25 protein-coding genes and 2 tRNA genes are annotated in these 24,230 nt (G+C 69.5%); 18 read left to right on the forward strand and 9 right to left on the reverse strand.

Annotation, left to right across the window (positions count from 1 at the left end; translation table 11 throughout):
- The gene (locus tag G472_RS0106630) at positions 1-324 is read right to left on the reverse strand and encodes a hypothetical protein (protein ID WP_029007749.1); all 324 of its coding nucleotides are present in this window, start codon (positions 322-324) and stop codon (positions 1-3) included.
- Positions 325-357: 33 nt separating this feature from the next.
- Positions 358-1,140 carry a PAS domain-containing protein gene (locus G472_RS0106635; protein ID WP_029007750.1) on the reverse strand — a complete coding sequence of 261 codons (783 nt, stop codon included), beginning with the start codon at positions 1,138-1,140 and terminating at the stop codon, positions 358-360.
- Between the two features lie 243 nt (positions 1,141-1,383).
- Between G472_RS0106635 and carB the strand changes: the two genes are divergently transcribed.
- The 6 genes from carB (at position 1,384) to G472_RS0106660 (ending at position 7,161) form a co-directional block, all read left to right on the forward strand.
- Positions 1,384-4,638: a carbamoyl-phosphate synthase large subunit gene (carB, locus tag G472_RS0106640; protein ID WP_029007751.1), complete on the forward strand. Its 3,255-nt coding sequence runs from the start codon at positions 1,384-1,386 to the stop codon at positions 4,636-4,638.
- An 83-nt stretch (positions 4,639-4,721) separates the two neighbouring features.
- Positions 4,722-5,195, forward strand: a complete 474-nt coding sequence (gene greA, locus G472_RS0106645; protein ID WP_029007752.1) for a transcription elongation factor GreA — start codon at positions 4,722-4,724, stop codon at positions 5,193-5,195.
- Between the two features lie 146 nt (positions 5,196-5,341).
- The gene (locus G472_RS40515; RefSeq protein WP_029007753.1) at positions 5,342-5,938 is read left to right on the forward strand and encodes a cold-shock protein; all 597 of its coding nucleotides are present in this window, start codon (positions 5,342-5,344) and stop codon (positions 5,936-5,938) included.
- Positions 5,939-6,015: 77 nt separating this feature from the next.
- Positions 6,016-6,234, forward strand: coding sequence for a hypothetical protein (locus tag G472_RS39695; RefSeq protein WP_156927026.1), 219 nt, complete (start codon positions 6,016-6,018; stop codon positions 6,232-6,234).
- Positions 6,235-6,391: 157 nt separating this feature from the next.
- Positions 6,392-6,667, forward strand: coding sequence for a type II toxin-antitoxin system TacA family antitoxin (locus G472_RS0106655; RefSeq protein WP_029007754.1), 276 nt, complete (start codon positions 6,392-6,394; stop codon positions 6,665-6,667).
- The gene (locus G472_RS0106660) at positions 6,655-7,161 is read left to right on the forward strand and encodes a GNAT family N-acetyltransferase (protein ID WP_029007755.1); all 507 of its coding nucleotides are present in this window, start codon (positions 6,655-6,657) and stop codon (positions 7,159-7,161) included. The genes G472_RS0106655 and G472_RS0106660 overlap by 13 nt, the downstream gene beginning before the upstream one ends.
- 136 nt (positions 7,162-7,297) lie before the next feature.
- On the opposite strand, the gene G472_RS0106665 is transcribed toward G472_RS0106660, so the two are convergent.
- Positions 7,298-7,382, reverse strand: a tRNA-Leu gene (locus G472_RS0106665).
- Between the two features lie 172 nt (positions 7,383-7,554).
- On the opposite strand from G472_RS0106665, the gene G472_RS39420 reads away from it, so the two are divergent.
- A complete protein-coding gene (locus G472_RS39420) occupies positions 7,555-7,725 on the forward strand; it encodes a hypothetical protein (protein ID WP_169732785.1) in 171 nt (56 codons plus the stop codon).
- Positions 7,726-7,732: 7 nt separating this feature from the next.
- Here the strand turns inward: G472_RS39420 and G472_RS0106675 are convergent, their stop codons facing one another.
- Positions 7,733-7,969, reverse strand: a complete 237-nt coding sequence (locus tag G472_RS0106675; RefSeq protein ID WP_029007756.1) for a hypothetical protein — start codon at positions 7,967-7,969, stop codon at positions 7,733-7,735.
- Positions 7,970-8,062: 93 nt separating this feature from the next.
- Positions 8,063-8,833, reverse strand: a complete 771-nt coding sequence (locus G472_RS0106680) for a competence/damage-inducible protein A (RefSeq protein ID WP_029007757.1) — start codon at positions 8,831-8,833, stop codon at positions 8,063-8,065.
- A 120-nt stretch (positions 8,834-8,953) separates the two neighbouring features.
- Here G472_RS0106680 and sfsA point away from each other — a divergent pair, with 120 nt between their 5' ends.
- Positions 8,954-9,670, forward strand: coding sequence for a DNA/RNA nuclease SfsA (gene sfsA / locus G472_RS0106685; protein ID WP_029007758.1), 717 nt, complete (start codon positions 8,954-8,956; stop codon positions 9,668-9,670).
- Positions 9,671-9,708: 38 nt separating this feature from the next.
- The gene (map, locus tag G472_RS0106690) at positions 9,709-10,527 is read left to right on the forward strand and encodes a type I methionyl aminopeptidase (RefSeq protein WP_035691430.1); all 819 of its coding nucleotides are present in this window, start codon (positions 9,709-9,711) and stop codon (positions 10,525-10,527) included.
- A 2-nt stretch (positions 10,528-10,529) separates the two neighbouring features.
- On the opposite strand, the gene G472_RS36840 is transcribed toward map, so the two are convergent.
- A complete protein-coding gene (locus G472_RS36840; RefSeq protein ID WP_051340515.1) occupies positions 10,530-11,999 on the reverse strand; it encodes an alpha/beta hydrolase family protein in 1,470 nt (489 codons plus the stop codon).
- A gap of 209 nt (positions 12,000-12,208) precedes the next feature.
- On the opposite strand from G472_RS36840, the gene radC reads away from it, so the two are divergent.
- Positions 12,209-12,934: a RadC family protein gene (gene radC / locus G472_RS0106700; protein ID WP_029007760.1), complete on the forward strand. Its 726-nt coding sequence runs from the start codon at positions 12,209-12,211 to the stop codon at positions 12,932-12,934.
- Between the two features lie 135 nt (positions 12,935-13,069).
- On the opposite strand, the gene G472_RS36845 is transcribed toward radC, so the two are convergent.
- A complete protein-coding gene (locus G472_RS36845) occupies positions 13,070-15,322 on the reverse strand; it encodes an ATP-binding protein (RefSeq protein WP_051340516.1) in 2,253 nt (750 codons plus the stop codon).
- A 187-nt stretch (positions 15,323-15,509) separates the two neighbouring features.
- Here G472_RS36845 and G472_RS31675 point away from each other — a divergent pair, with 187 nt between their 5' ends.
- Both G472_RS31675 and zapE read left to right on the forward strand, forming a co-directional pair.
- A complete protein-coding gene (locus tag G472_RS31675) occupies positions 15,510-16,949 on the forward strand; it encodes a GGDEF domain-containing protein (RefSeq protein WP_084536494.1) in 1,440 nt (479 codons plus the stop codon).
- 40 nt (positions 16,950-16,989) lie between these two features.
- Complete coding sequence (zapE, locus tag G472_RS0106715) at positions 16,990-18,123, forward strand: cell division protein ZapE (RefSeq protein ID WP_029007761.1); 1,134 nt, start codon at positions 16,990-16,992, stop codon at positions 18,121-18,123.
- A 295-nt stretch (positions 18,124-18,418) separates the two neighbouring features.
- Here zapE and G472_RS0106720 read toward each other — a convergent pair.
- A tRNA-Ser gene (locus G472_RS0106720) sits at positions 18,419-18,508 on the reverse strand.
- 228 nt (positions 18,509-18,736) lie between these two features.
- Between G472_RS0106720 and rplU the strand changes: the two genes are divergently transcribed.
- From rplU to G472_RS0106745, 5 genes are all read left to right on the forward strand, one after another.
- Positions 18,737-19,054, forward strand: a complete 318-nt coding sequence (gene rplU, locus G472_RS0106725) for a 50S ribosomal protein L21 (protein ID WP_029007762.1) — start codon at positions 18,737-18,739, stop codon at positions 19,052-19,054.
- 28 nt (positions 19,055-19,082) lie between these two features.
- On the forward strand, positions 19,083-19,367 hold the full coding sequence (gene rpmA / locus G472_RS0106730; protein ID WP_029007763.1) for a 50S ribosomal protein L27: 285 nt from the start codon (positions 19,083-19,085) through the stop codon (positions 19,365-19,367).
- An 84-nt stretch (positions 19,368-19,451) separates the two neighbouring features.
- A complete protein-coding gene (obgE, locus tag G472_RS0106735) occupies positions 19,452-20,591 on the forward strand; it encodes a GTPase ObgE (RefSeq protein ID WP_029007764.1) in 1,140 nt (379 codons plus the stop codon).
- Entirely contained in the window at positions 20,569-21,732 is a 1,164-nt protein-coding gene (gene proB / locus G472_RS0106740) for a glutamate 5-kinase (RefSeq protein WP_051340517.1), read from the forward strand. The genes obgE and proB overlap by 23 nt, the downstream gene beginning before the upstream one ends.
- Before the next feature lie 10 nt (positions 21,733-21,742).
- Positions 21,743-22,432 carry an HAD family hydrolase gene (locus G472_RS0106745; RefSeq protein ID WP_029007766.1) on the forward strand — a complete coding sequence of 230 codons (690 nt, stop codon included), beginning with the start codon at positions 21,743-21,745 and terminating at the stop codon, positions 22,430-22,432.
- A gap of 13 nt (positions 22,433-22,445) precedes the next feature.
- Here G472_RS0106745 and G472_RS0106750 read toward each other — a convergent pair whose 3' ends face one another.
- Positions 22,446-22,652 carry a hypothetical protein gene (locus G472_RS0106750; RefSeq protein WP_029007767.1) on the reverse strand — a complete coding sequence of 69 codons (207 nt, stop codon included), beginning with the start codon at positions 22,650-22,652 and terminating at the stop codon, positions 22,446-22,448.
- A 372-nt stretch (positions 22,653-23,024) separates the two neighbouring features.
- Here G472_RS0106750 and nhaA point away from each other — a divergent pair, with 372 nt between their 5' ends.
- Positions 23,025-24,224, forward strand: coding sequence for a Na+/H+ antiporter NhaA (gene nhaA / locus G472_RS0106755; protein ID WP_029007768.1), 1,200 nt, complete (start codon positions 23,025-23,027; stop codon positions 24,222-24,224).
- Positions 24,225-24,230: the final 6 nt, after the last annotated feature.

Raw genomic sequence — 24,230 nt, forward strand, 5'->3', positions numbered from 1 at the left:
TCACCCCGCTCCCGGCCCCGCCTGCATCATCACCAGCGCGCCGCGGGCCAGCGACAGGATCAGCACCGCCTCGACCAGGCGCAGCATGGCGCGGATCACCGCGCCGACGAATCCGGCAATCGTCCCGCCGCCGGGGAAGACCTCGGTCAGCATGGCCGCCACGGTGCGGTGGAAACGGTGGACGGCCGTGCCGGCCAGCAGCAGCAGGGGCGGCGTGCCCAGCACAAAGAAGGCGATGCCCTTCCAGGTCGCGTAGGCCCAGGGGGCGGCGGTGAAGCCCAGCACGCCCGCGACGATCCACACCGCGGCCGGCCAGGCATCCATGGCAAGGCCGTCCTGCGCTTCGCCGGTCAAGGCTCAGCCGCCCGGCAGGTGGCGGTAGGCCATCACCAGGCCGGGGCGCCCGTGGCGGTCGGTCAGGGGCAGCAGCAGTTCGACGTAGCGCCCCTCCGGCAGGAGCGGATCGTTGCGCACGAGGACGCAGCGCGGCTCGGCGCCGGCCAGGCAGGCGCGCAGGTCCACCAGCCAGCGGTCGGCCGCCTCGGGCGCGTGGCAGGCGGTGACGGGACGGCCGACCGGGCGGAAGCCCATGCGGCGCAGCAGGCCGCGGCCGCACGCCCGATAGACGAAGTCGCCGCCGTCCGCGGTGGCCTCCAGCAGCGCCAGACGCGACACACAGTCGCGGATGTGGCCGGTGTCGATGTCGACGGCGGCGGGCATGCGCCGCTGCTGCCGCAGCCGGCGCCAGTAGGTATAGAGGATGCGCGCCTGGGGCGGCGCCTTGTCCACGTCGAGCGGCACCGAGGAGCAGACCGGCGCCTCCGCATCCGCCGCCGCTTCGGAGCGCGGCGGCACCGGCACGCCGATCGCGGCGGCTACCGCGGCGGCAGGGGCGGCCGCGGGCACCCGCTCCGGCCGGCCGCCGTGGGACTTCAGCATGGGCAGCGGCGCCCAGGCCGGGCAGGTGTGATAGGACCTGGTGATCTTGCGGTAGTCCTGGCTGACCGCGGTCCGGCACTCCCCTTCCACGCTGTAGCGGTTGACGTGGACCAGCGTGTTGTCCGCGGCGAGCGTGCGCGAACCGCCCCACGAGACGCAGGCGGCGCAGGCGCGGCTGTCTTTGGCGAAGGCGTGGGACATGCGGGGAAGGGCCGGGGGCATGTGGGGGAGCGGACCGCCGATTGATGACGCCGTTCGCGCACGCGCGCAAGGGCCGTTTCGCCGACCGGCCGCATTGTTTCAGGCACATGACCGGCGCGGCGACACGGCCCTTCCCACCCGAAGCCTTAGTGCCTATAAAGTGCCCTCGCACGACATACGCCCCCTCTCCCCGCACCGGCGGGAGGGGGCTTTTGCTGACTGAACGTCGAGAAGCGGACCGCCATGCCCAAGCGCACTGATATCAAGTCCATCTGCATCATCGGCGCGGGTCCGATCGTCATCGGCCAGGCCTGCGAGTTCGACTACTCCGGCGTCCAGGCGTGCAAGGCGCTGCGCGAGGAGGGGTACCGGGTCATCCTGGTGAACTCCAACCCCGCCACCATTATGACCGACCCCGGTCTGGCCGATGCCACCTACATCGAGCCGATCACCCCCGCGGTCGTCGCCCGCATCCTGGAGAAGGAGCGGCCGGACGCGCTGCTGCCCACCATGGGCGGCCAGACCGCGCTGAACACCGCCATGGCCCTGTCCGACGACGGCACGCTGGAGCGTCTGGGCGTGGAGATGATCGGCGCCAAGCGCGACGTCATCGCCAAGGCCGAGGACCGCATCCTGTTCCGCGACGCCATGGACAAGATCGGGCTGGAAAGCCCGCGCTCGCGCCTGGTGCGGTCCTATCGCGAGGCGCAGGACGCGCTGGAGTTCGTGGGGCTGCCGGCGATCATCCGCCCGTCCTTCACCCTGGCCGGCACCGGCGGCGGCATCGCCTACAACCGGGAGGAGTTCGAGGACATCGTGCGCGGCGGCCTGCGCGCCAGCCCGGTCGGCGAGGTGCTGATCGAGGAATCGGTGCTGGGCTGGAAGGAGTACGAGATGGAGGTCGTGCGCGACGGCGCCGACAACTGCATCATCGTCTGCTCCATCGAGAACATCGACCCGATGGGCGTGCACACCGGCGACAGCATCACCGTCGCCCCGGCCCTGACGCTGACGGACAAGGAATACCAGATCATGCGCAACGCCTCGATCGCGGTGCTGCGCGAGATCGGGGTGGACACCGGCGGCTCCAACGTGCAGTTCGCGGTGAACCCGGCCAACGGCCGCCTGATCGTGATCGAGATGAACCCGCGCGTCAGCCGCTCCTCGGCGCTGGCGTCGAAGGCGACCGGCTTCCCCATCGCCAAGATCGCCGCCAAGCTGGCGGTGGGCTACACCCTGGACGAACTGGACAACGACATCACCGGCGAGACGCCGGCCAGCTTCGAGCCGACGATCGACTACGTCGTCACCAAGATGCCGCGCTTCACCTTCGAGAAGTTCGCCGGCACCGAGCCGCTGCTGACCACCTCCATGAAGTCGGTCGGCGAGGCCATGTCGATCGGCCGCACCTTCCAGGAATCGGTGCAGAAGGCCCTGCGCTCCATGGAGACGGGGTTGACCGGCTTCAACGAGGTGACGATCGGCAGCGGCACCGACGCCCCCGACCCCACCGCCATCCGCGGCGCCCTGGCCCGGCCGACGCCGGACCGGCTGCTGGTGATCGCCCAGGCGTTCCGCCACGGCTTCTCGGTGGCCGAGGTGCAGCAGGCGTCCAAGTACGACCCCTGGTTCCTGGAGCAGATCCAGGCCATCGTCGATGCCGAGGCCGAGGTGCGCGCCGGCGGCCTGCCCGCCGATGCCGCCGGCTGGCTGCGGCTGAAGCAGATGGGCTTCTCCGACGCGCGCCTGGCCGAGCTGGCAGGGATCGACGAGGATACGGCCGCGGCGGCGCGGCGGTCGGCCGGGGTGACGCCGGTCTACAAGCGAATCGACACTTGCGCGGCCGAGTTCCCGTCGCGCACGCCCTACATGTACTCCACCTACGAGACCGACGGCAGCGGTGCCGCCGAGTGCGAGGCGGAGCCGACCGACCGGCGCAAGGTGGTCATCCTGGGCGGCGGCCCCAACCGCATCGGCCAGGGCATCGAGTTCGACTATTGCTGCGTCCATGCGGTCTACGCCCTGCGCGAGGCCGGCATTGAGACCATCATGGTCAACTGCAACCCCGAGACGGTGTCCACCGACTACGACACCGCCGACCGGCTCTATTTCGAGCCGCTGACCGCCGAGGACGTGGTGGAGCTGGTGCGGGTCGAACAGCGCGCCGGCACCGTGCTCGGCTGCATCGTGCAGTTCGGCGGCCAGACGCCGCTGAAGCTGGCGGCGGCGCTGGAGAAGGCGGGCATCCCCATCCTCGGCACCTCGCCCGACGCCATCGACCTGGCCGAGGACCGCGAGCGCTTCCAGCAGCTCCTGCACCGGCTGGGCCTGCTGCAGCCGGCCAACGGGCTCGCCCGCTCGCTGGAGGAGGCGCAGGCCGTGGCGACCCGGATCGGCTTCCCCGTGGTCATCCGCCCGTCCTACGTGCTGGGCGGCCGGGCCATGGAGATCGTGCACGACATGGCCGGCCTGCAGCGCTACATCGCCACCGCCGTGAAGGTGTCGGGCAAGAACCCGGTGCTGATCGACAGCTATCTTCAGGACGCCATCGAGGTGGACGTCGACGTGGTCGCGGACGCCGGCGGTGCGGTCTACGTCGCCGGCGTGATGGAGCACATCGAGGAGGCCGGCATCCATTCCGGCGACTCCGCCTGCGCCCTGCCGCCCTATTCGCTGCCGCAGGAGGTGATCGCCGAAATCGGTCGTCAGTCCGAAGCGCTGGCCCGGGCGCTCAACGTGGTCGGCCTGATGAACGTGCAGTTCGCGGTCAAGGACGCCACCGTCTACATCCTGGAGGTCAACCCGCGCGCCAGCCGCACGGTACCCTTCGTGGCCAAGGCGACCGGCACCGCCATAGCCAAGATCGCCGCGCGCGTGATGGCCGGCGAATCGCTGGCTGACTTCACGCTGAACGGCCCCACCCCGCCGCACACCGCGGTGAAGGAGGCGGTGTTCCCCTTCGCCCGCTTCCCCGGTGTCGACATCGTGCTGGGCCCGGAGATGAAGTCGACCGGCGAGGTCATGGGGCTGGATCACAACTTCGCCCTGGCGTTCGCCAAGTCCCAGCTCGGCGCCGGGGTGAACCTGCCGGTGACGGGCACCTGCTTCATCTCGGTCAAGGACCGCGACAAGCCGGCGCTGGCGGCCATCGCCCGCAAGCTGCACGAGATGGGCTTCCGCCTGATCGCCACGACGGGCACCTGCGCCTTCCTGAAGGACGCCGGCCTGCCCGCGGAACCGATCAACAAGGTGGTGGAGGGCCAGCCCCACATCGTCGACGCCATGATCAACGGCCAGGTCCAGCTCGTCCTCAACACCACGGAGGGCGCCCAGGCGCTGTCCGACAGCTTCAGTCTGCGGCGCACGGCGCTGACGTACAATGTGCCGTATTACACCACTGTTGCCGGTGCTCGCGCAGCAGTGGAAGCGATTGCCGCACTCCGTAACGGCAGTCTTGAAGTCGCGCCGCTCCAGTCGTACCTTAGCGGATCGTATTAAGGACGGATTACGGCGCGGAGGCCCGTCCCCCGCGCCGAAATCTTTCTGACATCGACGCGCTGGCATGGTGATGGACTGAAGACATGGAAAAAGTGCCGATGACCGCTGCAGGTTTCGAACGCCTGCAGGAAGAGTTGAAGCATCTGAAGGCCGTCGAGCGTCCGGCCGTCATCAAGGCTATTGCTGAGGCTCGCGAGCACGGCGACCTGTCGGAGAATGCCGAATATCACGCTGCGAGGGAGCGTCAGAGCTTCATCGAAGGCCGCGTGGGCGAACTGGAAGACAAGATCAGCCGCGCGGAGGTCATCGACCCCTCCAAGCTGTCCGGTGACATGGTGAAGTTCGGCGCCACCGTGACGCTGGCCGACGAAGACACCGACGAGGAAACCACCTATCAGATCGTCGGCCAGGACGAGAGCGACATCAAGAACGGATTCCTGTCCATCCAGTCGCCTCTGGCCCGTGCCCTGATCGGCAAGCATGTGGGCGACAGCGTCGAGGTGTCGACCCCCGGCGGCTCGAAGCTGTACGAGATCGTCACCGTCACCTTCCGCTGACGGCGTTCCGGCCCGCGCTCCCGCCGCGGGCCGGCCCATTCCGGGCAGACCGATTCCGGGTTGAAAACAGGATCATTGTAGGTCATCCTCAACGGCGTTGCGGCCCATGAGGGGGTCGTGGCCTGTCACATTGCACGAGACCGTTGATGTACGACCGCCCGCAGCGCGGGGCGTTCCGCGCTCCCGAGATCACCCACCGCGATATCCGCGCCACCGTCAAGTGGTTCAACCCGACCAAGGGCTTCGGCTTCGTGACGCCCGATGACGGTTCGCCGGACGCGTTCCTCCACTCCACCGTCCTGCAGTTTTCCGGCCACGATTCCCTGCCGGACGGCGCGACCATCGTGTGCGATCTGTCCCGCGGCCCCAAGGGACCGCAGGTGGCGAACGTCCACTCGGTCGACACCTCGACGGCCACGGCCGGCTCGTCGCGTCCCGCTCGCGGCGGCTACGACGCCGGCGGCGGTTATGGCGGCGGCGGCGGGTATGGTGCCGGCGGTGGCGGCGGCTGGGACCGCGGCGCGTCCGGCCCAACCGAAACGGTCGACGGAACCGTCAAGTGGTTCAACGCGACCAAGGGCTTCGGCTTCATCGCTCCGGTGTCCGGCGGCAAGGATATCTTCGTCCACATCCGCGCGCTGGAGCGCAGCGGGATCGGCGGCCTGAGCGACGGCGAGCAGGTGCGTGTCACCGTCCGCCAGGGTGCCAAGGGCCCCGAGGCCGAACGGATCGAGTTGGCCTGATCCCGGCATCGGCACCACGGACCGAATCGCAACGGGCCGCCTCACTCGGGGCGGCCCGTTTCGTATTCGGCAATGGCATGCTTTTGACGCCTATGCTCGGCAGTGGCAAGCGCGCTGGCGGCTGCGGCGAGACGGGCCAGCACGGCGTCGTCATGGGTGATGGCTCCAGCCGCGCGCTGAATTTCGGCGGCCCGGGCGCGAGCCTTGGCAAGAAGTTCTACTCCTCATGCACGCAATGCATCATTGTCTTTGTCACCATCCGCCATACAACACCCTATTACTCCACCTCATCATAACAGATTTTTAGACATATTTCATCTCTTATTTTTGACGTATAAGAATACGGCTCGCGGAATACAGGGATTTATTAATGCCATCCGCTTATTTTTACATGCCACTTGAACACCAGCATCTTGTATGCCATTGTCATACAGAACCTCGGAGGACGCTAAGATGCCTACCCCCAACCAAACCCCGGTGCTGAGCGTGCGCGTCAGCCGAAGCGAGCGCGACCTCCTGGAACAGGCCGCCGAACAGGCGCACACGAACCTGAGCGACTTCGTACGCCGCAAAGCCCTGGAAGCGGCGGAGCTTGAAGTGCTGGAACATCGTGTGGTGACCATCCCGGCGGCGAACTGGAGCACGTTCGAGGCGTGGGTGAGTGCTCCGCCGAAGGCCGTTCCGGCGCTGCGTGACCTCGCTGCGACGCGGCCCGCATGGCAGGACTGACGCCGCCCCGACCGCTCGCCGCAGAGGACGACCGAAGCGCCTTCGACTGTGGCCGCGAATCGCTGAACCTGTGGTTCCGGCGGCGCGCCGGGGACAATCAGCTTTCGGGAGTGTCGCGCACCAGCGTCGTGTGCGATCCCGTCACGGGAGCAATCATCGGCTATGTGTCGTTGAGCGCCGCACAGATCGAGCGGGCGTTCCTGCCGAAAGCCGCCCAACGCAACCGGCCTGATCCTATTCCCGCGCTCCTGCTCGGCCAGCTCGCCGTGGATCGGCGGTATCATGGGAACGGCTACGCCCGCTCCCTGCTGTTCTTCGCCTTGAAAACCGCCGTGCGCCTGTCGGACGATATGGGATGCTTCGGCGTGATCACGCATCCGCTGGACGACGACGTGCGCGCCTTCTACAGCCGTTTCGGGTTCGAGACGTTGCCGTTCGACCCGAAGCGGAGCATGATCGTTCGCATCACCGATTTGAAGCATAACGGGTTCTGATTGCGGCAAGGATGGTGGCCTCTGTGCGAACGCCGGTCGATGCCGGAGATCCGTCGTGATGCCGACCGCCAACGAAGCCCATCGGCGCAGAACGCAACCGTGATGCCAAACCGGGGACAAGCACCCACTCTGCCGGTGGTGCGGGCGGGGGGACTCGAACCCCCACGCCTGACGGCTTCAGATTTTAAGTCTGATGCGTCTACCGGTTCCGCCACGCCCGCGTCCGCGGCGCGCCATCTCTCCCACCGGTTGTTGGCCGGGGGAGGAAGAACACGCGCGTCCGGGAGTTGCATAGCCCGTCGCCGCCCGCCGGTCAAGACCGCCGGGCGGGGGCATGGACAAGCCGCCGGACGTCCCCATCTAGTCAGGCGATGACGGAAAGGAACCTGCGGCGTGGACAACATCAACTGGCTGGGCCTCGTGGCCATCCTGATGGTCATGGCCATCGTCTTTCCCGGCGCCATGCCCCACCTGCGGCGCAGTCCGTGGCTGCGCAACGCGGCGATCTGGCTGGCGGCGCTGACCGGGCTGATCTTCCTCTACCAGACCTTCGGGCCGTTCTGAGCGGCGCTCACTCCTCGGCCAGCATCATCACGCCGATTCCCATCGCGACGCTGCCGAACGTGATGCTGAGGCCGAAGTACAGCAGGAACGTGGCGACGAACCAGTGCTCGCTGGTGGTCACCAACGTCCCCAGCCCGGCGATGTCCAGCAGCAGAATCCCGCTGGCCAGAACGATGGCGCCCGCAACCCCCGACGCCAGGTGCTGCAGAAGATAGTAGACAAGCGGCTTCTCAAATGGTTGCATGACCGTTTCCCTCGCAGGTCCTCCGCCCCTCGGGAATCAACGTGGTACGGACGGTCACGCGGGCAAGGAGCCCTAGCCGAAGGGTGGGGTTCCTTACCCTTTCGTGCCGCGCGTCAGCGTCGGAGTGCCGCCCAGCCGGCGCACCATGGCCGCCAGTTCCTCCGCCGCCCGGTCCAGCATCCCCTCGTCGGTGCCGCGCAGCACCAGGCTGACGCCGAAGAACCCGTTGCGGAAATAGGGATAGCTGCCGATCTCGACGGACGGATAGCGGTCCTGCAGGGTGGCGAGGTCGGCGGCGATGCGGCCCTCCGCCAGTTCACAGCTCACGGTCAGGGCGTGGATCGGCGGGCCGCCCGCCAGCCGGGGGAGGATGCCGTCCACCATCGCCTGCATGATGTTGGGCACACCCGCCAGCACGAAGACGTTGCCCAGACGGAAGCCCGGCGCCTGGCTGATGGGGTTGTCCACCAGGGTGGCGCCGGCGGGGATGTCGGCCATGCGCAGGCGCGCGGCGTTCAGCGCCCCCGGCGCGTAGTGGCGCTCCAGCCGCGCCACCGCCTCGGCGTTGCGTTCCAGCGGCACGCCGAACGCCCGGGCCACCGAGGCGGACGTGATGTCGTCATGGGTCGGGCCGATGCCGCCGGTGGTGAACACATAGGTGTAGCGGGCCCGGCAGGCGTTGACGGCGGCGATGATCTCCGCCTCCACGTCGGGCACCACCCGCGCCTCGCGCACGCGGATGCCGATGGCCCCCAGCTTTTCGGCCAGGAACGGCAGGTTGGCATCCTTGGTGCGGCCGGACAGGATCTCGTTGCCGATGATCAGGACGGCCGCGGTCGGGTTCAGGGTGTCGGCAAGGCTCATGGTGCGGAGGCTTCTCGCTGATGGTCGGCGCACGGGCGCGGCGCAAGGATCATAGCGCAGGCGGCGCCACCTTCCAGCCGACGCTTGCGACCGCGCGCCTGCGGGATTAGCGTGCCGACCATGCGCTTCCCCTCCCCCCTCCTGGAAGGCCGTCTGCTGCGCCGCTACAAGCGCTTCCTGGCCGACATCGATCTCGACGGCGCGGTGGTGACCGCGCATGTCCCCAACTCCGGCGCCATGATCGGGCTGGACGCGCCGGGCAGCCGGACGTTCCTGTCGCGCTCCGACAACCCCCGGCGCAAGCTGGCCCACACGCTGGAACTGGTGGAGGCGGACGGCGGGCTGGTCGGGGTCAACACCGGCCATCCCAACGCCCTGGCGGCGGAGGCCATCGCCGCCGGCGTCGTGCCGGAACTGCGCGGCTACGCCCGCCTGCGGCGGGAGGTGCGTTATGGCCGCAACTCGCGCATCGACCTGCTGCTGGAGGACGAGGCGCGCCCGCCCGCCTATGTGGAGGTGAAGAACGTGCACCTGCGCCGTCCCCACCGGGGCGACGGGCTGGCGGCGGAGTTCCCCGACTGCGTCACCGCCCGCGGCGCCAAGCACCTGGAGGAATTGGCGGATATGGTGCGGGCCGGCAATCGGGCGGTGATGCTGTACCTTGTGCAGCGGACCGACTGCACCCACTTCCGGGTGGCCGCGGACCTGGACCCCGCCTACGATGCGGGGCTGCGCCGCGCCATGGCGGCCGGCGTGGAAGCGCTGTGTTGGTCTTGCGCGATCACGCGCGAATCGATTGAATTGGAGCGGCCGCTGCCCATCCGGCTGGACGGATAGGCCTGCTGCGCGGCCGTAAACGGAAAAAGGCTGAACCGGTGGAACACGACAACCTCGACTCCCATCGCATCCGTTTGCATGGGCCGGAGGATTTTGCAGGCATGCGGCAGGCCGGGCGTCTGGCCGCCGCCACGCTCGACCACATCACCCCCTACGTGCGCCCCGGCGTCAGCACCGGCGAACTGGACCGCCTGTGCGAGCAGTACATCCGCGACCACGGGGCGATCCCGGCCCCGCTCGGCTACCGCGGCTTTCCCAAGGCGACCTGCATCTCCGTCAACCATGTGGTCTGCCACGGCATCCCCGGTGACAAGCGGCTGCGCGACGGCGACGTGCTGAACATCGACGTCACCGTCATCCTGGACGGCTGGCACGGCGACACCAGCCGCATGTACCTGTGCGGCGACGGCGTCAGCCTGCGCGCGCAAAAGCTGGTGGACGTCACCTACGACGCCCTCATGCTGGGTCTGTCCAAGGTGAAGCCCGGCGCCACCCTGGGCGACATCGGCCACGCCATCCAGACCTTCGCGGAATCGCACCGCTTCTCGGTGGTGCGCGATTTCTGCGGTCACGGGCTGGGGCGCGTCTTCCACGAGCCGCCGTCGGTCCTGCACTTCGGCCGCCCCGGCACCGGCGCGGTGCTGAAGGAGGGCATGTTCTTCACCGTGGAACCGATGATCAATGCCGGCCGCCACGATGTGAAGATCCTGGGCGACGGCTGGACCGCCGTGACCAAGGACAAGTCCCTGTCCGCCCAGTTCGAGCATTCCATCGGCGTCACCGCCGACGGGTGCGAGATTTTCACCCTCTCCCCCGCCGGCTACGACAAACCGCCTTATCCCGACACGACCGTCTAAGTTCAGACCGCCGCCACCCAGCCGCCGGCGGCCAGGGAATCGGGCGCCACGCCCAGCACGGTGACGGAACCGCCACCGGCCAGCAGCAGCACGGCGTTGCCGGACGCATCGCCCGACAGGCTCCAGGCCGTGCCGGCGGCGATGGCGATGCGGTCGCCCTCACCGCCGCTGAAGCCGGCGATGGTGTCCACCCCGTCACCGGCCGCAAAGACGTAGAGGTCCGCGCCGGCGTTGCCTTCCAGCCAGTCGTTGCCGGCACCGCCCGACAGGGTGTCGTCGCCCAGATTGCCGAACAGCCGGTCGGCGCCGGGACCGCCGAGGACCAGGTCGTTCCCCTGCCCGCCGAACAGGGTGTCGGCCCCCTCGCCGCCCCACACCGTGTCGTCGCCGCGCCCGCCGTACACCTGGTCGGCGCCGGCCTCGCCATCGACGCGGTCGCTGCCCTGCCCGCCGTGCAGCCAATCGTCATCCGCACCGCCCAGCAGCAGGTCATCGCCGAGGTTGCCGTAGAGGAAATCCATCCCCGCCCCGCCGACCAGCGTGTCGTTTCCGCCCAGGCCGAAGAACTCGTCCATGCCACTGCCGCCGGTCCACGCCTCGCCGGCATCGCTGCCGAAGGTGCGCACGGGCATGAAACTGCGGTAGGTCTCGATGGCGTGGGCGGTGGGATCGAAGCGGGAAAGCTGGTCGATGCCGGTGAACCCGCTGGGCAGGGGCACGTCGCCCTCCCGCGCCAGGCGGATGACCGGCCCGTCGACGGTGTAGCCGGTGGTCATGTAGGGCAGCGTCGCCAGGATGTCGCTGGCCGTCAGGGGCGGATCCACGTGGATCAGGTCGGCGATGGAGCGCGCGACCAGTGCTTGCTGCAAGGGCGGCATCGCCGACACCGCGGCGGCGATGTCCGCCCGGTTCTCCGCCAGATAGGGGATGGGGTCATCGACGGTGCGGAAGTTGATCAGCCGCGGGTCGGCGTCGGCCGTGCCGTTGGTCCCCGGCGAGCCGAAGGTGACGCCCACCCACGGGCCGGTGCCGGGCGGGTGCCGCTCCATGAAATGCTGGGTCATGGCGCCGCCCAGGCTGTGGCCGGCCACCAGCACCTGGTCGAAGGGGTGGCTCGCCGCCAGCCGTTCGACCGCGGCGACGAGTCCGGCGAGGTGGGCGGCGTGCTCGTCGATGTTGCGGAAGTTCTCGATCCAGTCCTGGCGGTCGTCGCTGCCGCGGAACACCACGGCCAGGGTGTCCTTGCCGTCCAGCCGGGCCACCGCCACCAGGGCCCTGGCGTTGGCGTTGGTGTAGAGCCCGCGGTCGAGCGTTCCCGTCGCCACCGCCAGGTCGTTGCCGCCGACCGCCGTCCACCCCGGTGCCAGCGCCCACAGGCGCGCCGGGTCGTTCTCATAGAGGGCGCGGGCGAGCGTCGCCGCCTCGGCATACAGGTTGTTGTCGATGGCGTTCAGCGCAGTCGTGATCGTCATGGGGCCCCGGCACGGTCGGACGCTCGTCACCACCATTTGTGGACGTAGCAATCGGCATTGTCCAGCCTCGGGTCAGCGGTCGGATGCCCGTTGAGCCGGCGATCCCTCCACCCGCCGGTCTCGCCATACACGCGACGGGTCGATCCTCCTGACAACCGCGATGCGAGCGGCTATAGTTCCTGCACACGATTGCAGGACCGACACCGCCCATGGACGAGGCCGACACCCGCGGCGACGCCGGCCAGGAGACGCCCCATTACCACGGCCACCGTGACCGGCTGCGCAGCCGTTTCCTGGAGCGCGGGCCGGAGGCATTGGAGGACTACGAGCTGATGGAGCTGGTGCTGTTCGCCGTCGACCCGCGCCGCGACGTCAAGCCGCTGGCCAAGAAGCTGATCGACACCTTCGGTGGCCTGTGGGAGACGGTGAACGCCCCGCCGGAGAAGCTGCGCGGCATGAAGGCCGGCCGTGTCGCCCTGAAGACCGACGCCGCCGTCGCCATGGTGCGGGCGGTGGGGGCCTGCGCCCTGCGCGCCACGCGGGAGCGGGTGATGAAGCGGCCGGTGCTGGGCTCGTGGAAGACACTGATGGAGTATTGCGCCGCCGCCATGGCGCACGAGACCACGGAGCAGTTCCGCCTGCTGTTTCTGGATCGCAAGAACGCGCTGATCGCCGACGAGGTGCAGCAGCGCGGCACCGTCGACCATACGCCGGTGTACCCGCGCGAGGTGGTGCGGCGGGCGCTGGAGCTGGGGGCAACCGCGGTGATCCTGGTGCACAACCACCCCTCCGGCGACCCGACCCCCAGCCGCGCCGACGTGGACATGACGCGCGAGGTGATGCGCGCCGCCGACGCCGTGGGCATCGTGGTGCACGACCACGTCATCGTCGGCAAGGGGCGCCACACCAGCCTGAAGGCGCAGGGGTTGATGTGATGCCGGGTTCGGTACGTCTTGACGTCCGAGCCCGGCATCGGCCGCGACGGCGGCCGCGGCCCGATAGGGCCGAAGCCTGCGTGGCGTATGAACGCAGCGGTCAGGATGCTCCTGACCGCGTATGAGCAGCCGGCCCTACGCGGCCTGCCGGCCGACACCGGGGCCGTCGGGGACGATGCGGCCGGCGGGCAGGCTGGCGGTCATGGTGGTGCCCACCCCCACCTCGCTGCGGCAGCGCAGGGTGCCGCCGTGCAGTTCCATGAAGTTCTTGGAGATCGACAGACCCAGCCCGGTGCCCTCGTAGCGACGGTTGGCCGAGGTCTCCGCCTGGCGGAACGGTTCGAACAGGTGCTCCATGAACTCCCGCGGGATGCCGATGCCGGTGTCGCAGACCGACACGGCAAGGCTGCCGTCCTCTTCGATGCCCGCCCGCAGGGTGACCGATCCGCCGGCCGGCGTGAATTTCACCGCGTTGGACAGCAGGTTCAGCAGCACCTGCTTGAAGGCGCGCCGGTCGGCCCAGACATAGGGCAGCGGGCCGGAGATGGCGTTGTGCAGGTCCACGCCGGCGTCGGCGGCCCGGTCGCGCACCATCATCAGGCACTGGGCCACCGCCTCGCCGGGGTCGATGACCTCCTCGCTCAGCTCATAGCGGCCGGCTTCGATCTTCGACATGTCGAGCACGGCGTTGACGATGTCCAGCAGATGCTTGCCGCTGTCGTGGATGTCCTTGGCGCAGGACTTCTGCCGCTCGTTCAGCTTACCGAAGAACTCGCTGTCCAGGATCTCCGAAAAGCCGATGATGGCGTTGAGCGGCGTGCGCAGCTCGTGGCTCATGTTCGCGAGGAACTCGCTCTTGGCCCGGTTGGCCAGTTCCGCCTGGCTCTTGGCGGCGAGCAGTTCAGCCTCCTTCTGCTTGCGCAGGGTGATGTCGCGCACGACGCCGACGAAGACGCGGTGGTCCGGCCGTTGACCGGACCCGCGGTCGGGGACCAGTTCGCTGACCGCCAGGGTCATGGGAAAGGCCGAGCCGTCGCGCCGCAGCGCCTGCACCTCGCGGTCGGACCCGATGATGCGCGACCCCGCGCCGGGGCGGTAGTTGCGCAGCCAGCGATCGTGGTCGGCCCGGAACGGCTCGGGCACCAGGATGCCGATGCTGCGCCCCACCACCTCGTCCTCGCGGTAGCCGAACAGCCGCTCGGCGGCGGGATTGAAGGTTTCGATGCGGCCGCGGGAATCGATGGTGACGACCGCGTCGACCATGGAATCGAGAATGCCGCGGATGCGCCGGGAGGCTTGCGCCAGCTTTGCCTGATCCTGCTCGCGCCGGCGGTGCTGGCCGACGACGAACAGGGTCAGCAGGGCGATGGCCAGGGTCATGGACAGGCCGATGAAGCCCCAGGCCGCGCTGTCGCGGCGCCAGTCGGCCAGGGCCGCGCGCAGGTCGGTGGAGGCGACCACCAGGAGCGGGTACGGCGACACCCGGCGGAAGCTGACCAGTTGCTCCCCTCCGTCCGGACCGGGAAGGCGCTGCGTGCGCTCCGGTCCGCCGGTCATGGCGACGGCCAGGGCGGCTGCCGGCATCGGGGCGGCGTCCCGGCCGACCGCGGCGGCACCGGCGGCACCGGCGGCCTGCCGGTGCACCAGCACGCTGCCGTCGGCCAGGGCCAGCGTCATGGAGGCCGTCTGCCCCGCGCGCACCGCCTCGAACCCGTGGTCGAGGTGGTCGGGGCTGACCATCATGACCAGCACGCCGTTGAAGCCGCCGTCGGGTGCGGTGAGGCGCCGGCTGAGCGGGATCACCGTCTTGCCCGGCACCACCCGGCTGGGCACGGGCGCGCCGAGGAACAGGCCGCCGTCGGGCGGGTCGCGGTGGGCGCGGAAATAGGTGCGGTCGCTCAGGTCGACCGCGGGCGGATCGGTGTCGCCGGTGTGGTGGCGGATGTGGCCGTCCGGCCCGACGACGACGATGGCGGTGACCTGTGCAAAGGCGTCGGCACGGTCGCGCAGATAGGCGTGGATGGCCGGAGCGCCGCGCACCCCGGCGTCGGGGTGGATGCGCAGGACGTGGGCGACGTCGGCGAACAGCCGGTCGACTCCGGACACCGTGTGGGACACCTGTTCGTCCAGCATGCGCACCAGGTTCTCGGTTCCGGTGCGCACCCCCTCGACCGCCCGCTGGTGCTGCTGCCAGATGCCGTAGCCGATCAGCGCGTTGACCACGGCGATGAAGGCCGCGCCGGACGCGACCATGAGAAAGCGCACCGACCCCAGCGCACCGTCCAGCCGGGCCGCGAGCCGGCCCGCCGGGCCACCGGTGGGGACCGCCTTATCGCCGCCGGCGGGAACCGCCGTAACGCCATCGTCGCTTGCCTGCCGCTCACCCATCGCTCCGCCGCGTCTCCTCCGGGAAGCCGCCGAAAGGGGCCGTCACCGCCCGCCCCGGCGGCAGCCCTTCGAGGAATAGGGGGGGCAGCATCAAAAATCTGTTAACGCCGGACGGCAGCGGGGCGGTAGAACGAAGCGCCGGGGACCGCGCCCGCCGTGCCCGCCGGAATCGGGGAGAGCGCCAGCGATGGATAGCCAGAAGGACCGCAAGGCCGCCATCCTTGCCGACTCGCTCACCTCCCTGTGGGCGGAAACCGACCCCGAGATCCTGGCGGTGATCACCGCCGCGGCGCGCGACGATGCGGACGCCATCGCCGACACCTTCTACCGCACGCTGGAGGGCGACGGCGAGGCTGCGCCCTTCCTCGACCATGCCGTGGTGCAGCAGCGGCTGCGGCCGTCCCTGGCGGGATGGATCCGCGGCATCTTCTGCGCATCCACGCGCGAGTCGGTGGAGGAGTCGATCGCCCGGAACTACGACGTCGGCCTGGTGCACGCGCGCATCAACATCCCGCTGACGCTGGTGAACGCCGGCATGCGCATCATCAAGAAGGAGCTGTCGGCGCGCGTGGTGCGCTCCAACCTCAGCCGGTCGCAGACGGCGCACGCCGTGCTGTTCGTCGGTGAGGTGCTGGACACCGTGCTGGACAACATGCACGAGGCGTATCTGGGCGACCTGCTGGGCAATGTGCGCCACCAGCAATCCCTGAAGATGTTCATGACCGGCCAGAACCTGGCGCTGGAGGGGGAGCGGCTGAAGTCGTCCCTGTTCGACTGGCTGCGCAACGCGGTTGTGGCTTTCTACGCGCACAACGGTCCGGCGTCGGTGATGCCCGCGGTGCCACCCATCGAGACCAGCGACTTCGGCCTGTGGCTGACCCACAAGGCGGAGCTGATCTTCGGCAAGGTGGCGGAGCTGGACGCCATCCGTGCCCGTACCGACGCGGTGGCCGACGCGGTGCGCCGGGCCGCCGCCGGGACGGTGGACGCCGCCTTCGTGCGTGATCTCAACGACGCGGTCACGGAGATCGCCTTCCTTCTGGGCGCCATGATCGAGAAGGCGCTGGAGATCGAGGGCGGCCGCGATCCCCTGACGCGGCTGCTGACGCGCCGCTTCATGCCCGCGATCTTCCAGCGCGAGGTGACCATTGCGCTGCGCCACGGCAAGCCCTTTGCCGTGCTGCTGATGGACGCCGACCATTTCAAGCAGATCAACGACACGCTCGGCCACCAGGCCGGCGACACCGTGCTGACCGAGATCGCCGAACTGGTGCACGCCAACGTGCGCGCCGGCGATTTCGTGTTCCGCTACGGCGGGGAGGAGTTCCTGGTCCTGCTGACCGAGATGGACATGGCGACCCTTCAGGTGAAGGCGGAGCGCCTGCGCATCCTGGTGGCGGAGCACCGCTTCACCGTCGCCGGCCGGCCGTTCACCGTCACCGCCTCAATCGGCGCGGCGCTGCACGACGGCCACCCCGACTATGAGCACACCGTGCGCAAGGCCGACGCCGCCCTGTACGAGGCCAAGCGCCTGGGCCGCAACCGCGTGGTCATCGCCGGAACGGACGGGGCGGGGCCGGCGGCGGAGGCAGCGGCGTTGCACCGCGGCGGGGCATCAGCTAGGTAAGGGTTCTCGCCCCGCCCGACCCCGCAGACTCCGGCAGGCCATGCCCGAAGGACCGCTTTCGCTCTATCGCGCCCGCCGCGGCACCGGCACCCTGCGCCCCGACCCCGACCAGGAGCTGGCGGCGGAGAAGCTGCAAAGCCTCTACCAGGCTCTGCGCCACTACCGCCCGCAGAGCGGCAAGGTGGGCTGGCGGGAGCGTTTCGGCCTCGCCCGACGGACGGAGCCGGCGGAGCCGCCCCAGGGGTTGTATCTCTACGGCGGCGTGGGGCGCGGCAAGTCCATGCTGATGGACCTGTTCTTCGAGACCGCGCCGGTGGAGCGCAAGCGGCGGGTGCATTTCCACGCGTTCATGCTGGAGACGCACCGGCGCATCCACGAACACCGGTCCGCCCGCGGGCGCGCCACGACCGGCCCCGACGACGCCATCCCCGACCTGGCGCGGCGGATGGCGGAGGAGGCGTGGTTGCTGTGCTTTGACGAGTTCCACGTGACCGACATCGCCGATGCGATGATCCTGGGCCGGCTGTTCACTCACCTGTTCGACAACGGCGTGGTGGTGGTGGCGACCTCGAACTGGCCGCCCGACCTGCTGTACAAGGACGGCTTGCAGCGCGAGCTGTTCCTGCCCTTCATCGCGCTGTTGAAGGAGAAGTTGGACGTCCTGGCGCTGGAGGGTGCCACCGACTACCGCCTGAACCGGCTGTCGGGCATGCCGGTGTATCATTGGCCGCTGGGTGCGGCGTCGGACGCGGCGCTGAAGGACGCCTTCGCCGCTCTGACCGACGGCGCCCCGACCAGCCCCACCCACCTGCTGGTGCAGGGCCGCCGTGTGGAGATCGAGTGCGCCGCCGCCGGCGTGGCGCGGGTGGATTTCTGGGATCTCTGCGGCAAGCCCTTCGGAGCGGCCGACTATCTGGCCATCGCGACCCATTTCCACACGGTGCTGATCGACGACGTCCCCGCCATGCGCGACGAGCGGCGCAATGAGGCCAAGCGCTTCATGACGCTGATCGATGCCCTGTACGAGCATAAGGTGAAGGTCATCATCGCCGCCGACGCCCCGCCCGAGCGCCTATACCCCGAGGGCACCCACGCCTTCGAATTCGAGCGCACCGTCAGCCGGCTGATGGAGATGCAGAGCGAGGAGTATCTGGGGAAGCGGCATTTGCCGTGAGCGCACCGTTGCCGGCGTGAAGACGCCGCCGTGGCGATAGCGGGCGTCCCTGCCATCGGTATGAGCGCTCCCGGGATCATCAACAGTCCGCCGGGCGTCCGTTGCCCGACGCTCACCGGCTTGCCGTTGCGCGCATCACCATGCTGATCGGGCGCCCATGGAACGCCGGCGCCTTCACCCTCCGCCGTCCGTTACCGGCGCCGCCGATCCGCCGCCAGGCGCGGGACGACTCGTCGGGGGAAAAGCTGTGCCGGAGCGGACTTCGCTTTGAAATCAACGCTCTGGCAAAAGAATCTGGCGGATGGGGGGAGATTCGAACTCCCGGTACCCTTGCGGGTACGCCGCATTTCGAGTGCGGTGCATTCAACCACTCTGCCACCCATCCGTGGCCCCCGCGGTGCGGAGCGGCGCGGAACCTAGCCGAAACGGGGAAGGGCTGCAAGCCCTGTTTCGCGCTTTTTTCCGCGCCGCCGGGCGGGCCCGGATGCATCCGATGTGGGGAAGCCTGTTGACTCCGGCGCAAAGCGGCGTATAAATCCGCCCTCTCACAAGCGGGCGTGCACCTCAGACGGTGGGCGACGGCCCGCCGTTTGTTATGGAATGGGCAGTGACGATGTTTGCAGTGATCCGCACCGGCGGCAAGCAGTACAAGGTCGCCAACGGCGACGTGATCAAGGTCGAGAAGCTCGAGGGCGACGCTGGCGCGACCATCACGCTCGACGACGTTCTGATGGTCAGCGACGGCGGCACCACGACGATCGGGACGCCGACCGTGGCCGGCGCCACGGTGGCGGCCGAGGTGGTCGCGCAGGACCGCGGCCCGAAGATCATCGTCTTCAAGAAGAAGCGGCGCCAGAACTACCGCCGCAAGAACGGCCACCGTCAGGACCTGACGGTGCTCCGCATCACCGGGATCAACGGCGCCGCCTGAGCCGGCGCCGTTCTGAAGGAGTAGGACTATGGCTCACAAAAAGGCAGGCGGCTCCTCGCGCAACGGTCGCGACAGCGCCGGCCGCCGTCTCGGCGTGAAGAAGTTCGGCGGCGAGGCCGTCCTCGCCGGCAACATCCTCGTGCGCCAGCGCGGCACGAAGTTCCATCCGGGCGTCAACGTCGGCATCGGCAAGGACCACACCCTGTTCGCTCTGACGGACGGCACGGTCGCGTTCAAGCGCTCCACCGGCGGCCGCACCTACATCGCGGTCAACGCCAACGTCGAAGAGGCACCGTCCGTCGCCGCCGAGTGAGCGCGACCGGACCGGCCTGACGGCGGAGTTCTGATCGGGGGACCGGGCGACCGGACCCCCGATTTTCTTTTGCAGTACAGATCCATGAAGTTCCTCGATCAGGCCAAGGTGTTTCTGAAGAGCGGCGACGGCGGCCCCGGCGCCGTCAGCTTCCGCCGCGAGAAGTTCATCGAGTTCGGCGGACCCGACGGCGGCAACGGCGGCAAGGGCGGCGACGTGGTGGTGGAGGCGGTGCAGGGGCTCAACACCCTCATCGACTACCGCTACCAGCAGCACTTCAAGGCCAAGCGCGGCAACCACGGCATGGGCCGCGACCGCAACGGGGCGCGCGGCGACGACATCGTCCTGCGCGTGCCGGTCGGCACCCAGGTCCTCGACGAGGACCAGGAAACGGTGCTGGCGGACCTGACCGAGGTCGGCCAGCGCATCGTGCTGCTGAAGGGCGGCGACGGCGGATTCGGCAACGCCAGTTACAAGACCTCCACCAACCGCGCGCCGCGCAAGTTCCACCCCGGCTGGCCGGGCGAGGAGTGCTGGGTGTGGCTGCGCCTGAAGCTGATCGCCGACGCCGGCCTTGTCGGCCTGCCCAACGCCGGCAAATCCACCTTCCTGGCCGCCACCACCGCGGCCAAGCCGAAGATCGCCGACTATCCCTTCACCACGCTGACCCCGAATCTGGGCGTCGTGCGCGCCGGCGACGACGAGTTCGTCATTGCCGACGTCCCCGGCCTGATCGAGGGCGCGCACGAAGGGCACGGTCTGGGCGACCGCTTCCTCGGCCACCTGGAGCGCACGCGCATCCTGCTGCACCTGATCGACGGCACGGCCGACGACGTGGCGCACGCCTACGGCATCATCCGCACCGAGCTTCAGGCCTACGGCGGCGGCATCCTGGCCGACAAGCCGGAGATCGTCGGCCTGAACAAGTGCGACGCCATCCCGGAAGACGAGCTGGCGGAGAAAAAGGCGGCCCTGGAGGACGCCTCGGGCGCCGAGGTCATGGTGCTCTCGGGCGCCACCGGCCAGGGTGTCCAGGCCGTGCTCTACCGCCTGCTGCTGGCCATCAAGGAGGCCAAGGCGGAGGAGCCGGACGTCCTGCACCCGCCGCCCACGCCGGTCCAGCCGCGCAACTGGCACCTGCGCGACCCGCGCTCGTCCGGGGATGACGACGAGTGGGACAATTACGACGACCTCGACGACGATGACGACGACCGCGAAGACTGAGTCCGACACCGCCGCCCCCACCCTGATCGGGGCGCGGCGCCTCGTCGTCAAGATCGGCTCCGCCCTGCTGGTGGACGAGCGGACGGGGCACATCCGGCGCGCCTGGCTGGATGCGCTGGCCGACGACATCGCCGCCTGCCGCGCCCGCGGGCAGGAGGTGGTGGTGGTCACCTCCGGCGCCGTCGCGGTGGGGCGCGAGCACCTGGGCCTGCGCGGCCGCCCGCTGCGGCTGGAGGAGAAGCAGGCCGCCGCCGCCACCGGGCAGATCCGCCTGGCCCACGCCTACCAGGAAACGCTGGCCCGCCACGACGTCACCGTGGCGCAGGTGCTGCTGACCCTGGAGGACACCGAGGAGCGGCGCCGTCACCTCAACGGCCGCGCCACCATCGACACGCTGCTGCGCCTGGGCGCCGTTCCCGTCATCAACGAGAACGACACCGTCGCCACGGCCGAGATCCGATTCGGCGACAACGACCGGCTGGCGGCCCGGGTGGCCCAGATGATCTCGGCCGACACGCTGGTGCTGCTGTCGGACATCGACGGCCTCTACACCGCCGACCCGCGCAAGGAGCCCGACGCCGCCCACATCCCCGTGGTGCGCGAACTGACGGCCGAGATCGAGGGCATGGCGGGAGAGCCGCCGCCCGGCTACAGCTCCGGCGGCATGGTCACCAAGATCGCCGCGGCGCGCATCGCCATGTCCGGCGGCTGCCGCATGGTGATCGCCAAGGGCAAGCGGATGAACCCGCTGGCCGCCCTGGAGCGCGCCCCGGCCGACGGCGGCGCCCTGTGCACCTGGTTCCTGCCGGCGGCGGAGCCCCGCACCGCCCGCAAGGCGTGGATCGCCGGCCATCTCGCCCCGCACGGGGTGCTGATCGTCGACGCCGGCGCGGTGCAGGCCCTTCAGCAGGGCAAGAGCCTGCTGCCCGCGGGTGTCACCGAGGCGCAGGGCGATTTCGAACGCGGCGACCTGGTCGTCGTGCAGGACGCCGCCGGGCGGGAGATCGCGCGGGGCCTGTGCGCCTACGCCGCCGAGGACGCCCGGCGCATCCTCGGCCGCCGCAGCGCCGAGATCGAAGCGGTCCTCGGCTTCCGCGGCCGCGACGTGATGATCCACCGCGACGATCTGGTGATGCGATGAGGGCACAGCAATGAGCCGTCCACCCCTGCAAGCCATCCTCTGGGACATCGACGGCACGCTGCTCGACAGCGAGCCGTGGCACCAGAGGGCGACCATCGCGGTGTGCCGGGCGCACGGCTACGATCTGAGCGATGCGGACTACGCCGCCACGCTGGGCATCGCCTTTCCCGAGTTCTACGACCGCCTGCACGCCCGCCGGCCGATGCCGGTGAGCTTCGCCGCCTGGGTGGAGGCGATCACCGACCGGTACATCGCGCATCTCGCCCACGTCACCCCGCGCGACGGGGCGCTGGCCCTGGTTGCAGCGTTCGCCGCCAGGGGCGTGCGGCAGGTGTGCGTGTCCAACAGCGGGCGCCGCGTGGTCGACGCCAACCTCGCGGCCATCGCCACGGCCCTCGGCTCCTCACCGTTCGAGTTCGCCGTCAGCCGCGACGATGTGGCCCGCGGCAAGCCGCACCCGGAACCCTACCTGACGGCCGCCGCCCGCCTGGGGGTGCCGCCGCGGGCCTGCGCCGTGATCGAGGACAGCCCCACCGGCGCCACGGCCGGCAAGGCCGCGGGCATGCTGACCATCGCCTGGCCGCAGCATGCCCATCTCGTGTTCGAGGCGGCCGATCATGTGGTCACCCATCCCGGCGATCTCGACTGGGACGCCCTGTGCGGCGCGTGCGGCGACGAGGAGCGGCTGGCGGCGGAATAGCCCTCCCCGCGGTTCAGCGCCCGGCGGCGGCGGCGCGCGCCGGCTGGCGGACGTCACGAACCATGCCCCACCGGGCGGTGGCAGGGTCGACATCGGCCCATGCGCGGCGGCGCACGTCCATCTGGCGGCGGCAATCGCGCGAACAGTACAGGGGTGCGGGGCCGCGGTGCGAGGCGCGCGTGAAGGGCCGGCCGCAGCAGGCGCAGTACAGCGATTCCATGGATCCCCCCAAAGTCCTTGTTGACTGCTCTGTCTTTATTCGTTCCATGCCCCCATCATCCGCTGGTTATCGGGTTCTGGCCAGCGCGGAGAAGGATATAAAACGGTGGATGAGCCCTCGACGATCGGCGTAGATCGGGGGATTTTTGTTTGTGAGTTGAACAGCTTGGTGGGCGTTATCCGGCATGGCGCGGCGTTTCGCCGCGCCGGGTCGGATCGTTTGTCATGAGTCAGACATACGGCTGTATTGGTATGACCGGTCTGACCAATTTGCGGGCATGATTCGCCGCGCAGCCGTGTTGAATGGTCAGCGTGCGGGGCGTCGCCGGGGTGACCCGGCCACACCTGCCCGGCCACGAGGACTCCGAGACGCATGAAGCTCCCCGCAATCCGTGAATTCCTGAACAACGAGGCGACGGCCGGGGTCATCCTGATGATCGCCGCGGCGGTGGCGCTGGTGTGGGCCAACTCTCCCGCGGCCTGGCTGTACGAGAGCCTGCTGGCCATGCCGACCGGCATCCACGTCGGCGCCGCCGGCATCGAGAAGCCGCTGCTGCTGTGGATCAACGACGGGCTGATGGCGATCTTCTTCCTGCTGGTCGGGCTGGAGATCAAGCGCGAGGTGCTGGAAGGCGAACTGTCCAGCCGCGCCAAAGCCATGCTGCCGGGCATCGCCGCCCTGGGCGGCATGGCCGTGCCGGCGCTGATCTATGCCCTGTTCAATGCGGGATCGCCGGAGACGCTGCGCGGCTGGGCGATTCCCGCCGCGACGGACATCGCCTTCGCGGTGGGTGTGCTGGCGCTGCTGGGGCCGCGGGTGCCCACGTCGCTGCGCATCTTCCTGCTGGCGCTGGCGATCATGGACGACCTGGGCGCGATCATCATCATCGCCGCCTTCTACACCCACCACCTGGCGCCGGCGGCGCTGGGCTTCGCCGCGCTGGCCGGGCTGGGACTCGCCTGGCTGAACCTGACCGGGGTGGCCCGCAAGGGGCCATACATGGTGTTGGGCGTCATCCTCTGGGTCTGCGTGCTGAAATCGGGGGTGCACGCCACGCTGGCCGGCGTGGTGCTCGCCTTTGCCATCCCCCTGCGGGTGCGCAAGGGCGAGGCGGAGCCGGTCCATCCCCTGCACGATGTGGAGCACGCGCTGCACCCCTGGGTGGCCTACCTGATCCTGCCCCTGTTCGCGCTGGCCAACGCCGGGGTGCCTCTGGCCGGGCTGACGCCGGCCAGCCTGGCCGAGCCGGTGCCGCTGGGCATCGCGCTGGGCCTGTTCCTGGGCAAGCAGGCGGGCGTCTTCACCGCCACCTGGCTGGCCGTCCGGTCCGGGGTGGCACCGCTGCCGGCGGGGGCCACCGTGGGCCAGCTTTACGGCGTGGCGGTGCTGACCGGCATCGGCTTCACCATGAGCCTGTTCATCGGCAACCTCGCCTTCGTCGATCCCGAACACGCGGTGGCGGTGCGGCTGGGCGTTCTCTGCGGGTCGATCCTGTCGGCGGTGGTCGGTTACGCCCTGCTGCACCATTTCGGTGCACAGCGGGCGGCAGCCCTGGCCGGGGCCACCCGGTAACCCGCC

Source organism: Azospirillum halopraeferens DSM 3675 (genome assembly GCF_000429625.1).
In the GTDB taxonomy this organism is placed as follows: domain Bacteria; phylum Pseudomonadota; class Alphaproteobacteria; order Azospirillales; family Azospirillaceae; genus Azospirillum; species Azospirillum halopraeferens.